The organism is Natrialba sp. SSL1 (assembly GCF_001861355.1).
In the GTDB taxonomy this organism is placed as follows: Archaea; Halobacteriota; Halobacteria; order Halobacteriales; family Natrialbaceae; genus Natrialba.
Map to the genome: position 1 here is coordinate 1 of NZ_MASN01000037.1, position 12,591 is coordinate 12,591.

Consider the following 12,591-nt stretch of genomic DNA (forward strand, 5'->3'; position numbering starts at 1 on the left):
TTGCCGCACCTTGATTTTCTTTCGACCGCTACACCAACCAGCGACAGCTGTAGCGCTCGCAAAAGAAGTCGGAAATAGAGAAAAGCGTTATCGCTTCTCTCGAGTGAGATCACGCTGCGTGGATCCAAGCCGATCGACGAGCATCGCTCGACTGTCGAAGTCCAGCAGTGCGTTGCCGCCGCCGAACTGATCTGAATACCGCAGTTCCTCGAGGTCGACCCATGCATCCCACGTGTCGACGTAGTAGCGGGGTCCGGGCAAGATCAGCGTCGGCGCGGCCTCAATCGTGCCTGTGATCTCTGCCTGGTCAACGGCCTCGAGCAACTTCTGGGTCGCGACGGTCGCCCGGTCAGCCTCAGTCTCGAGATCGTTCCGGATGTCTGTGTACTCGAGGCGCTCGTTCACGCGGTCGATTTCGTCGGCATCCCCCCGCGTTGTCACCGGCCGCTCACCGGTCTCCTCATCACGGGGGCCTTTGATCGTGACCGCGTTCCAGTAGTTCTCTGTCGTCACATTCCGGTCCCGATCGATCGCGTGCCAGTCGGCCTCAAGTTCCCACGTGCCGCGCTGGTACGACCGCACCTGTATCGGCCCGTCCTCCGATGGAATCAATGTGAACCGATAGTCTCCGCGTGAGTGGAGTTCTTGCAGGTTCGCAAGATCGTTGTCCTCGAAGCGGTCGTCTTCGATCACTCCGAGGCTCGAGAGGTCGACCTTGAGGATCCAGTCGGTCACGTCCTGGCCGGCGTAGCCGTAGCGTGGCGTCGCATCCTGCAGTCCATCCGGTTCGTGGGGGGACAACCGGACCCGGCCCTGAACGGTCGTCGTCGCGACGTTGTCGTTCGCGACGGCGATCGAGGTGGTGTTGTTTTCACTGCCGTCAGCTGGCAGCCAGGTCTCGCCGTCGAAACTGATCTGGATGCGCTGATCCCTGCTCATGCCGCTCATCGAGACGGTGAGTTTGCCCGAGTCCACGTGGCTTCCGGCGTCGATCGCCCCGGTCTCGAGCTCGATCGGCGCGTACTCGCGAGGGTAGTTGAAGTAGCCGCCTGGCTCGTGGACCTCGCTGCTGAAGTTCGCGATGTCGTGGAACCGCTGGTCGTAGACCACGACGTCGTCAATGACGTAATCGCTGTCCCCGTCAGAACTCGTTTCCTGAAAGACGACGCCGCCTCCGTCGAAGTCGCCAGAATAGTTCGATGCGACGAGGGAGCTGTAGTCGGCCCACTGCGGTTCCGTATTCTCTGAGAGACTCCACTCGACGATCTCTGTTCCGTCAAATTCCACTCGGAACGTGTGGGTCCCTCCGGCCCAGACCCCTTCTCGGACAGCAAATCCGATGTGTTCGTTCGGTATTGAATAGGACAACGAGAACGACGCGTTCGTATTTACTGCTGCTGCCTCGCCACCTGAATAGCGATCGTCGGTATCGTCTCCCGAGAGATCCGCGTGCTGGCAGGTGGGGAGATGCTTAATTCCCTTCTCTGTGAGCTCGATCGGGAGGTTCTGGAGATCTATCTCCGTATCGTCGTCCTCGAGGTCGTACCCACCAACGACTACGAATAGGTCGTCGAAGTGCTCGGCATCGGTTGGAGACTGGACGACCACGTCCTCCGCGATGATTCGCGGCTCGGCATCGTCGACTTGCGCTTCGAAACCATCGACGCGGGACCAGTAGTCGTAGAGGGCGTCTGGTACGCTTATGTTCTGGTAGTGGACGTCGCTGCTACCGACCATAAGGTAGTAGCCGGCGTCCTCACCCTCGAGGGAGAGCTCTCCCGTGTTCTCGGTATAGGACGTGTTATGGAGGGGGCCTGGAGCGAGCGCGAGGTCCTCGTGGCCGTAGTGCTCGTCGGAGACGTAGATCTTCGTCTTTGCCTTCGCCTGCGCGAACTGCTCAATCGCCTGGGCTTGCTCGTCGGTCACGCCGGCCGTATCAACTGACCAGAGGCCAACTGCAGTGTGACGGGGCTCGATATTGATCGGATCGACGGCCTGGATCGCGAGGTGGTCAGTCTCGCCGAGGGGCGTATCCAGCGGCTCCTCGGTCTCGAGAATGAGCAGGTAGGATGGCATCTATTCCCCGTCTTCGTTTTTCGCTTTCAGTTCCTCGTACCGGTCTTTAACGGCATCACGGTCGTCGTACTCCTCTAGATTGTCGTCGCTATGAACGTTGATATACCCCAGCCAGTGGTAGCACTCGCGGACTCGTCGGGCTACGTCAGTCTCAACAGGGACGTTTGCATCCTCTGGCAACTCGAAGTGCTCCGGAACTCCTGTCTCTGGCGTGAGATGCATCGCTTGCAGTGCAATGTCTCCATCTGACGGGTTCCATTCGACCTTCTGACCCGCGTTTGATTCTCGATCGTACATCACTCTCACTCGCTCACCACAAACCCACCGAGATGCAGGTAGGAATTCGTATCATCGACACCGATCTCAACACCGTCTCCAAATACCACCTCTGCCCCGTGACCAGTAGAGCCTCTCCCCACCGATTCACCGTCAATCTCTAAATCGTCGGTAGACCCGATTAGCGTCACCCGCCATACCTCGCCGGCAGGGACTGTGACACTCTCACTATCAGTCAGCGTCTCGCTGATTGCTGTGTTCCCAACCCCCTCGTCAAATTTCCACCCTCCCAAGTAAATATGTTGGCCGGTAGTGAATCCATCATTTTCAATCACATCGCCACCTGTAAAAACAGTCTGCGCACCCGTATCGTCCTCCTGCCCGGATGTCTCACCATTCAACACCATATCACCGGTCCTCCCCAGTAGCGTCACCCGCCACACTTCTCCACTGGGCACCGTAGTTGATTCTTCTCCGCCGATTGATACACTGACTGTCTCTGTCGGTATTTGGATATTTGGATTCATTTTACACACCCCGAATGAAATACGCAGATAGCGCTATCTCTTCGACAGTCTCCTCGGTAACATCTCCTGGCGATCCATAGCCTATACCATCTCCAGACACTTCCAGGACTTGCCCATCGTCGCCATCTGACGCCGACAGGTCGACCGCCTCCAGTGTGTCCGGACCACCGGCGTGATGTCGCTCAGCGTGGTCCTCGTCGTGATGAGCGGCCGACTCTGAGGCGTGATCATTAATCGCCTGTGATACATCGTTCTTGCCTTGGATGGCCCCGTCTGCACCGTGTGTTTCCGACGTCTCGATGTGACTGCCGAGCGCGTCCTCGAGCGCATCGATCTCGGCCTTCCGAGCGACATCCGTATCGCTCTCGGGCGCACTCGCCACCGACGCCTCCTCGAACGCCGCCGAGACAACCGACAGCGTATGGACGTCTAACTCGGAGGTCAGCCGCCGATCGGTCACATCGCCGTCTTCGAGCGATGTCGTGTACTGATCGACCCAGACCTCAGCGATCGGCGCCCCGGGCACCGCGACCAACGCCACCGGCGCGGGCATTCGGGCCCGCCGCCCTTCGCCGCCAATCGCTTCGTTCTCGGTGCCTTGCGCGACCTGGACCACTCCGTCGCCGTCGACGTAGATGACGTCCTTCCGCGGGAGTTCCTTTCCGATATCCAACTCCACGGTCTGCGCGTCGACATCGACCGTCGCGCCGGCGACGAACGCTTCGCCGGAGTCAATCTCGAGTTCCATCCCGTCGCCGACGCTGACCTCGAGGCCGTCGACGTGGCCGTAGCCATGCAACAGCGCGGTCAACTGGTTGTAATCAACGGCGTGCGTTGCATCGCCGAGTTCAATGGTGAAGCGTTCAGTCATTGGTTTCCTCCGGGTACTGGATTCCGACGGGGCTCAACCCGTCGAGCAATTCCTCGCGCGTTTCGTATTCGTGTAACTTGCTGAGCATGGTTATCTCAAAGTCGATCTGAAAGACGCTGTCCTTGCCGACGTTGACCGTCTCATCCTCGCCGCCGGTGATGAGCGCCCACATGCCGGGGTTGTAGTGGATGGTCTCACCCGGCTCGAGCGGTACGATATGGCTCTCGACCGGCCACTCCTCGAGTGGGTTTTCGTGGACCGCGATTGCGTTGCCGATCAGCTGGTAGCTCGAGCCTTCACCGGCGTACTCGAGGTAGTCTCGGAGTCGTTCGTAGCGGGTGACGCGGCCGGTGAGGTCTTCGTCGCCCCACGAGCCGCCGTTGGTCTCGCCCCAGAGGGTGCCCTCATCTCCCCATTGACCGCCGACGTCACTGCCCCACTCCCAGTCGCCGCGGATGACGACTTCGAGCGTCTGCTCGCCGCCACGGGCGTAGGTCGGTTGTCCTTCGATCCAGTCGACGGGGATCCCGTCGATAAACCACGGGACATCGGTCATCTATCGCCCACCCCGATTCCGGCGGGCGTCAGTTCGGAGGCGGGCTTCGACATCGTCCAGCGTTGCGACGTCGCCCTCAATCTCGAGCGGGCCGGAGAGTTCGAGCGACATCCCCTCAAGCGCATCGCGTAGCGCACTTGCGGAGATACCACCGCCCGATCCCCCAGATCCGTTGGACGCAGACGTCGTTTCATCCATCCCAGATTGCAACGCACCGGCGTTATCGACCATACTGCTGGCCATCGTCTCGGGGACGGCCGCCCCAGCGGCAGTGAGTTCGCTAAACCGGCCACGGTCGGCGTCCGAACTGGGGAGGTACTCGCCGGCTGCGCCAGTCATGTCGTCAAGCGCGCCGCGAACGTCCGGGATTTTGTCCCGGACACCGCCAACAAAACCGTCGACAACATCCTCGCCGCGGTCGGTGAAGTCACTGACCGACGGGAGCGCGTCCATCATCTCGTCGCGCTTGTCACTGATGATGTTGCCAGGATTCCAGCGGTCGAGGGTGTTCGATGCCATCTCTCGCGCTTCGCCGAGACCGCTCGGGATTGCGTCGCGGACATCGTCGACCGGACCGAGCATCGCATCGCGCTTGTCCGAAAGCGTGTCGCCCGGACTCCAATCTGTGAGGATGTAATCGGCGGTGTCGATCACCCACTCGATCCCGTCGGCGAGCGTCTCGAGTCCGCCCATGATCATCTCGACACCCGTCTCGGTCCGTTCCTGGATGCCACCGATATCGCGCTCCCAGGCCGCGTAGAGCAACGCACTGGCTGCGGCGATACCGAGGACTGCTGCAGTGACCGGCAGGGCCGCAGCGGAGACGGTCGCGAACGATGGAGCAACCGCAGAGACGTTGACCGTCGACATCGTCATCAGGCCGATACCAGCTGCCTGTGCTGCCGGAGCGATCGCATCCAGCGGACCGAGGTAACCTGAGGCAGCCAGTCGGGCGTCATCGAACCGCGCCCGGAGACGGTCCATCGTCGAGACGTTATCGGAGACGGCAGCAGCGTGATCGTCGGTGATACCTTCAGCATCTTCGACTTGCGCATTCCAATCGTCGACCGCGTCTTCGCCGAGGCCAAGCTCTTCCTGCAGCGCTTCGAGATTACCGTCTGCAGCGTCGACTGCCTGATTAAAGTTCGATTCGAGCTGTTGGCCAGAATAGCCAGTTTCGTCCGCGAACTGCGACATCAGGCCCGCGACCTCCGAGGACTGCAGCCCCATCTCCTCGAGTTCGCCGAAGTCAAGCCTCGAGAGTGTGCTTCCGATGTCCTCGATGGACATGTTCGTCTCGCGGGCAGCGAGCGTGAACGCGTCCTGCTCTTCGACAAGCGCATCGAGATCGCCGTCAAGTGCGTTGATCGAGGGGGCGAGGTTCTCGGTGATGGACGAGGCACTCGAGTCGGTCGCGTCGCCGACGTTGTCAGCAGCTGTCGCAACCTCTTCCATCCGCTCGGGCGTGTCGACCATGCCCGAGAGGTTGTCCATCGACTGTGTGACATCCTCGAGTGGCGATGTCGCATCAGACATGCTCGTCGCGAGGTCGCGGGTCTCATCGCTCGTCATCCCCATTGTTTCAGCCGTCCGGTCGAGGCTCTCTCGCGTTTCTCGCGTGTCGTCGAGGATGCCTTGCGCAGCCGTTCCGAGGCCGGCCAGCGCACCACCGGCCGCGACACCGGCAGGTTCGACGTTGAGCAGTGAATCAGACATCGTATCGGTCGATCCCGCGACGTCCTCGCTGGCATCGGCTGCGTCGTCGGCTTCGGAGACGTAGCTGCTCGCGTCGAGCGCCATCCGACTGGTCAGATGTTCAAATGTCATGCGTATCGCTCACTCGTCCGTTGGCGTCTCTGCTCGAGTTTCTCGCATTGTTTTCGGTACCAAAACTGCCACCAGCGCTGCTCCTGCTCGTCGAGCCGCGCCCAATCCTCGAGCGTCCAGTTCTGGAGATTGCAGATCTCCCCGATCTCTTGGCCGACCGGGGACTGTGCTACTTTTTTGTCTCGTTCACCGTGAGTGACCGACCCTCGTGGTTGACGAGATCGAGGATTGCGATCATGCGTGCGACCGAGAAGTGTCGCTCCCACCAGTCGACATCGGCGAACTCAGGTTTACTGTACTCGGCAGCGGTCGCGTAGATCCGGTCGAGTGCCTCGTCGAACTCCTCCTCGACGTTCTCCTCGTCGATGTTCTCGAGGTGCTCGCGGCAGAGCGTCGCGAACTGCGAGGCCTCGCGATTGAACGGGCGGAACGGCATTGTCTCCTTGCCGATCGGAACCTCGATCGATTCCTCGGCCAGCTGGCGCTCGAGGCGCTGCTGGAGTGAGCCAATCTCTTGGAGTTCTTCGCGACGTTCGGCTTCCTGCTCGTCGCGTTGCTCGACCGAGTCAGCGACGGCGCTGGCGTTCGCGAGCGTTGCCCCCATGATCACTCATCTCCGTTGTCGGGGTAGTAGTCGATGTAGATCGGATCACCCTCGACCCACCACGTCCAAGACACCTGCGGCGGCGTCTCACTGGGATCGATCTCGGGGCTGGTGAGTTCGAGGTCGTCAAGCCGGTGGCAGAGTTCGCTGTCCTCGAGGAGATCGATTTCGTCGCCGGCTTTCAGCCGCTTGAGGACGTCGTCCTTGAAGTAGGCCATTCCGACCCACTCGTCGTTGCCGTAGCCGATGCGGCGATCCTCGGTCTTGAACGTGATCGCCATTCCGTTCTCATCCTCAACGGCGACCCCGATCTTCTCGAGACCGCTGAGGTCGGTTGCGATCGCCGACGAGACCTCCGCATCGACGGTGTTGTTCGTCCGGTAGCGGCGCGTTCTGCGCGTAGCGCCGGGGTTGAAGTCCTCGTCATCCTCGTCGATCGGGATGGAGAGGTCGTCTTTATCTGCGAGCGCGAGCCCGGTGTACTCGGGATCTGTTCCACTTTCGTCTGCATGGAAGACGAGGACCTGTGAGCCCTCGACTTCCAGATCGCTGGTGATGTCGGTTGCCATATGTGATGTTGTTGTAGTAGTTATCAGGCGATACGCCGAATCTCGAACGTCTTCCCGGCGACAAACCGGTTGATCGTATCGTCGAATGTTGGATCGGTCCCACCGGTTTCGCCATCCCAGTACCAGCCGGCGACGCGGTCGTTGCCGACCGCGGCGATCGCGTCGAGGACGTCGTCGGGCCACGTCGTCAGCTGTGACCGGCCGATCGATGGCCGGTACTCGAAGCCGATCTGGACGTTGAAGCTGGCCTCCGTTCGCAGGTTTCGCGGCTCTTCGGTCTCGGTTCGGACCATCACGTGGACGACGACGTCGGGTGGATCCGGTGCGCCGTCGTCTTCGTGCCAGGCCCGCGAGACGAATGCCGGCACGATCACGTCGCCACCATCATCGATCCCGTCGACGGCCTCAAGGAGGTCGGTCAGCTGGTCGTTGGTCGCAAGCCGAGTGAGGATCTCTCCGCGGAGTTCACGGATTCGCGGCCGATGGTCGCTCACTGCTCCATCACCTCTTCGTGGATCGCCTCGAGTGCGTCACGGATCGTTCCGCGTTCCTCTCGAAGTGAGGGAGCGAGAAACGGCTGCGTGAATTCGACAATCCCGGCGTACTCGGCCTCGTCGTTGCCCCACATGATGATGACTGTCGACTCGTCGACCTGCTCGACCTCGACATCCATCGTAGCCGACAGCAGCCCGGTGTCTTTCGGGGCGTTCTCGGTGATCGTGCCGAGGACCTCAACACCGGCGACGGCAGCGTACTGCTCCATCGCGCTTTCGAGGCGTGGCTCCATCGAACGGAACCACTCGACCTGTGTCGCGGGCGTCACATCGGACGTCCACTCGAATTCGGCGTGCATCTTAGGCGGTCTCCAGTTCGACGTGCGTTGCAGTCGGTCGCGACCGCCGCCCGTACGCGGGCAGCGGAGAGCCGACGATCTCGAGGTTGTCGTAGGTCTGGTACCCCTCTGCGATCGGTTCGAGCGTGACGGTGTCTCCTGCCTGCAGATCACTCAGCAGGTCGGCCCGTCCCTCGATCGCCGGGTTGTCGACGACGTCGGTGCCTGACTCCGAGCGCGTGAGTTCCGTGCCGTTGGCGTGATACCGGACAGGACGGTCCTCAACGACGGTGTAGTCGTCTTCGACGGGCTGGCCGTAGCCGTCGACGCAGACGCCATCCTCACAGGTCGTTCCCTCCGGACAGTCGCCGTCGCTACCGCACTCGATGGAGCCGAATCTCTCGGCAGTCAGTCGGTGCGTTGGTCGGAGTCGAGACATAGTCGTTACCGGGTTGGACCGCGAGCGTCTGGCGTTCGGATCACTGCAGGCGGTTTGTTCGCGTTCGCGAGCGTGCCACTCTCGTCGAGTGCGACCGCCTTCTGTCCGGCCGACGTCGACCGATAGTCCGCATAGTCGCGGTCGCCCGCGAACGAGGTCGACGAGCCGTCCGATCGGGACTCGCTGTCTGCCTGTCGGAGTTCGTCAACGCCCGAGGAGAGAACAAAGTGTGCCGCGAGGTAGCGCTCGAGGAGTTCGAGACGGTCATTAGACATCCCGGTCGCTTCGAGATCCTCGTCGACGACCAGCGCCGCAGGGACGATCCCGACCGTGCCGACTTGTGTATCGGTCAGTTCGGGGATGGGGAGCTCCTCGGCCTCGAGTTCCTGGCGAACGTCCTCGACGGTGGTTCGGTGCTCGGAGTCGTCGAAGCCGTTGCCGTTACTCATCGTCAAGTTCGTCGTGGCGTACTTCGACAGCGTCGATCACCTTCTCCGAGCGCTCGGTCGCTTTGATCTTGTCGAGGACATCGTCGACGACACCAGACTCGACCGTCTCGATGCGGTCCTGGTAGCCGTCATGGTCTTCGAACCAGGCGTCCTTGTCGAACGCGACCGAGCCGTCTTCATCCGCGGACGTCTCGGGGTCGGGATCTTCGCCGAAGTGTCCGGCGACCTCCCGTTCGCGTTCGGTCAACTCGGCTGGTTCGGTGTTTTCTTCGACGCGTTCGATCTGGTTGCCGTACGCGCGGAGTTCCGAGTCGGTCGGTTCGAACTCCTCACCCGGCGCGATCGTCTCGCCAGTGTCGTGACGCTTCAGTCGCGTCGACGACGTCCAGCGGTGTGTCGTCACGAGTGATCACCCGTCGATGCCGGTACCGACGGCGATGCCGTAGATCTCGTCGTACGTCGCCTTGATGCGAGGAACGCGCATCCCGAGGTGCTTGTACTTCGTCGCCAGTCCCATGTCGATCTCGCCGGACATCGTCGTCGGTGCCTGCCCGTCTGCGAGGTCGACGACATCGGAGTTCTGTACGACCATCACGCACTGGTCGGGATCGAGCGCGCCGGACATCCGGAAGTCGATCCACGGGAAGTCCTGCTGTAGGCGCTGCAGGAGGTTCATGTTGCCGTCGCCCTGCGGATCGGGCTGGAGCGTGAGGTTGCCCCACTGCGCGGTCGGGTAGTACAGCCAGACGCCCTCCTGCTGTGCGTTGTAGCCGCGGTTGCGGTCCTCGGTTTGAGCGTTGAGCTCTCCCTGCAGATCCTGGACGGTCTCGACGACGTTCGACGCTTCGGACCACGGACCGAAGCCACTCTCCTCAAGCTTGTAGTCGGTCGTGAGGTAGCCGTCGACGGAGTAGAGGCCACCCTGGATCTCGAGTTCGGTGTTCCAGCCGCGGAAGACGAGATCCTCCATCGAGTCGGCGAGTTGCTCGCCGGCCTCTTCCGCACCTTCGGCCTCGGCATCCTCGCCGAAGTTCTGCGAGTTCATGAGCTCGCGTTCGTCGATCTCCCAGTCGACGTAGTCGTAGGGCAGCGCGACGCCCTCACGGAACTTGACCGGCTGGTCGTCGTTGCCCTGCGACCGGAGGTTCATGCCACGCTCGGATTCGTAGGCGTCCGAGCGGACCTGGTAGAGACTGACCAGGCGCGCCGGCGAGACGTCACGGTCAAGGCCGGCGTCGATCAGGTCCTCGACGGCTGTCTTCGCGATGCGGGCCTCGGTGACCTGGAGGTCATCCCGATCTTCCCACTCGTCGTAGTCGAGGCGCTGGGCGTTCGCAGAGATGCCACCCATCGCGCCCTTCCGGTAGCCCTTCTGGAGGCCGTTCGCTGCGGCCTGCCAGAGTGCCTTCTGCTGCTCGACGCCCTCCGGGCCGTACTCCTGCTTGGCTGCCTGGAGGGACTTCTGGTACATCCGCTGCTGGAGTCGGCTCTTCTGCTCTTCCCGGTTCTCGAAGAGGATGCGCTTCTGGAGGCCAGTCAGCCCATCGCTGTCGCTGTCGGGGACGGTTCGGTTCGCCGCGATACCTGCTGCTACCATCTTAGATCACCTCGTATTCGAAGCGGTCACCGGCCTCAGCGGTATCCTCGAGTGCGATCGCGAGCTTTGCGCCCTCATCTTCGTCGACGTGAGCGGCGAACGTGCCGTCTCCCGCCGAGACGACGTGGTCGCCCTCGCTGACGGTGCCGTCGGAGACACCGTTCTCGTCGCCCTCACCGGGTCGGAGGACGTACGCACGAACCTCGTCACCAGCCTCAGTGTAGTCGATGTCCTTGGGCTGTTCGCGACCGTCGCTGCTCCCAGTCTTCTTTTCCTGTGCGATCCGGACGGAGACGTTCTCGCCGGCGGCCGTCTGTGAGCCGACGAGCGGGACGCCGTCGTCGTCGACGCCCTGGATCTCGAGAAGTTCGCCCGGTGTGACGGTCTCGCCCTCTGCGAGACGGTAGGTTCGTTGGATCGCCGAGCCGAGTTCGCGCCGGCTGCCGATCTTGGTGGAGCGGGACATCTTAGTTCACCTCCAGATCCGGCATGTCATCGCCGTCGACGCTGTCCTCGTTGCCCGTTGCGCCGAAGCTGGGCGATCCTGCCGCCGGGAGACCGCCGGACTGGGTCGCGCCGCGTTCCTTGCGCTCGAGTTCCTTCTCGGGGAGCCCGGCGATCCAGTCGACGTCGTCCTCGTCGTACTCGTCGGAGTTCGCGACGATCTTCTTGGCGCGTTCTTCGGCCTCGAGCTGGTTGGCTGCGGTCTCGACGTGTTGATCGATCGAGTCCTCGGTGACCATCCGGTCTTCGAGGTCATCGAGTCGGTTCATGACGGCGTCGAGGCCGTCATCGGTATTGTCGACGCCGTCACCCTCGCCGTCGCCACCATCGGCATCGGAGACATCATCGTCGTCTGTACCATCGTCGTCATCGCCACCGTCAGCGTCCGGTCCGTCGGAGCCGTCGTTGGCAGCGTTCGCGACGACCATCTCGTGCGTGTTCTTGAGACAAGTATCGCCCATGTGCTCGAGCGAGTCCTCGTTGAGCTCGCTGTTGGCAGTGATGAAGCGAATCAGCTCCTCTCGCTTGTCGTCTTTCATAGTTGAGTTACCAGTAGTGTCCGCGCCGGATTCCGCCGGTTCGTTAGAGTTCTGTTCGCCAGCCTCCCCGTCACCGCCGCGGGGGTCATCGTCCGGTGTGTCCGCAGTCTGCGACTTCGTCGTCCCGTCCGTCGGGCCAGCGGCCGAGCCCACCAGCGACGCGATGCCGCTGAAGAGCTGTCGGACGCCGGCCATCTGTGATCCGTTGTCCATCGTCCGCTGGCCCTCGCCCTGCCCAGTCTGGGGGCTTACGGGGTCATCGGTGCCGGCGGAAATCGCACCGACATCGGGGTAGTCGGCTACGTTCGCGGCCACGCCAGGCGCGATCCCACAGCCATCCACGACCGAACAGACGCCTCGACCATTGGGGATCAGCGCAACCGAGTCCGGCGCGGCAATCGCCTTCGCGTCCTCTCGGTAGGATCCATCGTACTCGCCTGGCGGAAGCTCGGCGTGAAGGTACTGTGAGGAAACCTCGAGGCCGCGGCCGGCTTCGACGTCATCGACGATGTCGGCCGCCTCGCCGCCCATCTCTCGAGCCTCGTCTGCATTGATCGCGATGTCAGCACGGACGTACTCGCCGTCGAAGCGATCGTTCTCGACGGTGCCGACACCAAGCGTCTCCTGGACATCTTCGTTCGCAGCGAGGACGATGTCGTCTTCCGGCCGGTCAGGGTCGTGCCAAGAAAACTCGGAGCGGTTGCGCGGGTGGTTGACTGTCGGCGTCGTGCCGTCCCAACCCGTGCCACCGTGCGTGTTCTCCATCTCAGTACTGGCGGCGATCCACTCGCGGGGGACGTAACCCGTCGCGAGGTCCATCGGCTTGACGATGGGGACGCCCGTGGCGACGTAGTACCGGTCGCCGTTGCGGGTCTCCTCGACGATCTCAACGTCTTCGCCGTTTGCGGTGATGTATCTCGTCATG

16 protein-coding genes are annotated in these 12,591 nt (G+C 62.2%); all 16 read right to left on the reverse strand.

Annotation, left to right across the window (positions count from 1 at the left end):
• Positions 1–87: 87 nt before the first annotated feature.
• The 16 genes from BBD46_RS13850 to BBD46_RS13925 all read right to left on the reverse strand — a co-directional run bounded on the left by BBD46_RS13850 (position 88) and on the right by BBD46_RS13925 (position 12,590).
• The gene (locus BBD46_RS13850) at positions 88–2,076 is read right to left on the reverse strand and encodes a hypothetical protein (RefSeq protein WP_071402296.1); all 1,989 of its coding nucleotides are present in this window, start codon (positions 2,074–2,076) and stop codon (positions 88–90) included.
• Entirely contained in the window at positions 2,077–2,373 is a 297-nt protein-coding gene (locus BBD46_RS13855; RefSeq protein ID WP_071402297.1) for a hypothetical protein, read from the reverse strand. It lies immediately after the preceding gene.
• A gap of 5 nt (positions 2,374–2,378) precedes the next feature.
• The gene (locus tag BBD46_RS13860; RefSeq protein ID WP_071402298.1) at positions 2,379–2,879 is read right to left on the reverse strand and encodes a hypothetical protein; all 501 of its coding nucleotides are present in this window, start codon (positions 2,877–2,879) and stop codon (positions 2,379–2,381) included.
• A gap of 1 nt (position 2,880) precedes the next feature.
• Positions 2,881–3,750: a hypothetical protein gene (locus BBD46_RS13865; RefSeq protein WP_071402299.1), complete on the reverse strand. Its 870-nt coding sequence runs from the start codon at positions 3,748–3,750 to the stop codon at positions 2,881–2,883.
• A complete protein-coding gene (locus BBD46_RS13870) occupies positions 3,743–4,306 on the reverse strand; it encodes a hypothetical protein (RefSeq protein ID WP_071402300.1) in 564 nt (187 codons plus the stop codon). The genes BBD46_RS13865 and BBD46_RS13870 overlap by 8 nt, the downstream gene beginning before the upstream one ends.
• Complete coding sequence (locus BBD46_RS13875) at positions 4,307–6,133, reverse strand: phage tail tape measure protein (protein ID WP_139173610.1); 1,827 nt, start codon at positions 6,131–6,133, stop codon at positions 4,307–4,309.
• Between the two features lie 169 nt (positions 6,134–6,302).
• Entirely contained in the window at positions 6,303–6,737 is a 435-nt protein-coding gene (locus BBD46_RS13880; protein WP_071402302.1) for a hypothetical protein, read from the reverse strand.
• Between the two features lie 2 nt (positions 6,738–6,739).
• The gene (locus BBD46_RS13885; protein WP_071402303.1) at positions 6,740–7,306 is read right to left on the reverse strand and encodes a hypothetical protein; all 567 of its coding nucleotides are present in this window, start codon (positions 7,304–7,306) and stop codon (positions 6,740–6,742) included.
• A gap of 23 nt (positions 7,307–7,329) precedes the next feature.
• Complete coding sequence (locus BBD46_RS13890) at positions 7,330–7,800, reverse strand: hypothetical protein (protein WP_071402304.1); 471 nt, start codon at positions 7,798–7,800, stop codon at positions 7,330–7,332.
• Positions 7,797–8,159 carry an HK97 gp10 family phage protein gene (locus tag BBD46_RS13895; RefSeq protein ID WP_071402305.1) on the reverse strand — a complete coding sequence of 121 codons (363 nt, stop codon included), beginning with the start codon at positions 8,157–8,159 and terminating at the stop codon, positions 7,797–7,799. The genes BBD46_RS13890 and BBD46_RS13895 overlap by 4 nt, the downstream gene beginning before the upstream one ends.
• 1 nt (position 8,160) lies before the next feature.
• Positions 8,161–8,577: a hypothetical protein gene (locus tag BBD46_RS13900; protein WP_071402306.1), complete on the reverse strand. Its 417-nt coding sequence runs from the start codon at positions 8,575–8,577 to the stop codon at positions 8,161–8,163.
• A 5-nt stretch (positions 8,578–8,582) separates the two neighbouring features.
• Complete coding sequence (locus BBD46_RS13905) at positions 8,583–9,026, reverse strand: hypothetical protein (protein ID WP_071402307.1); 444 nt, start codon at positions 9,024–9,026, stop codon at positions 8,583–8,585.
• Complete coding sequence (locus BBD46_RS13910; RefSeq protein WP_071402308.1) at positions 9,019–9,429, reverse strand: hypothetical protein; 411 nt, start codon at positions 9,427–9,429, stop codon at positions 9,019–9,021. Before BBD46_RS13910 ends, BBD46_RS13905 begins: the two co-directional genes overlap by 8 nt.
• A 6-nt stretch (positions 9,430–9,435) precedes the next feature.
• Positions 9,436–10,623 (reverse strand): hypothetical protein, encoded by a 1,188-nt coding sequence (locus BBD46_RS13915; protein WP_071402309.1) that lies wholly within the window; start codon positions 10,621–10,623, stop codon positions 9,436–9,438.
• A 1-nt stretch (position 10,624) separates the two neighbouring features.
• Positions 10,625–11,089, reverse strand: a complete 465-nt coding sequence (locus BBD46_RS13920) for a hypothetical protein (protein WP_071402310.1) — start codon at positions 11,087–11,089, stop codon at positions 10,625–10,627.
• 1 nt (position 11,090) lies between these two features.
• A complete protein-coding gene (locus BBD46_RS13925) occupies positions 11,091–12,590 on the reverse strand; it encodes a hypothetical protein (protein ID WP_071402311.1) in 1,500 nt (499 codons plus the stop codon).
• Position 12,591 lies beyond the last annotated feature (1 nt).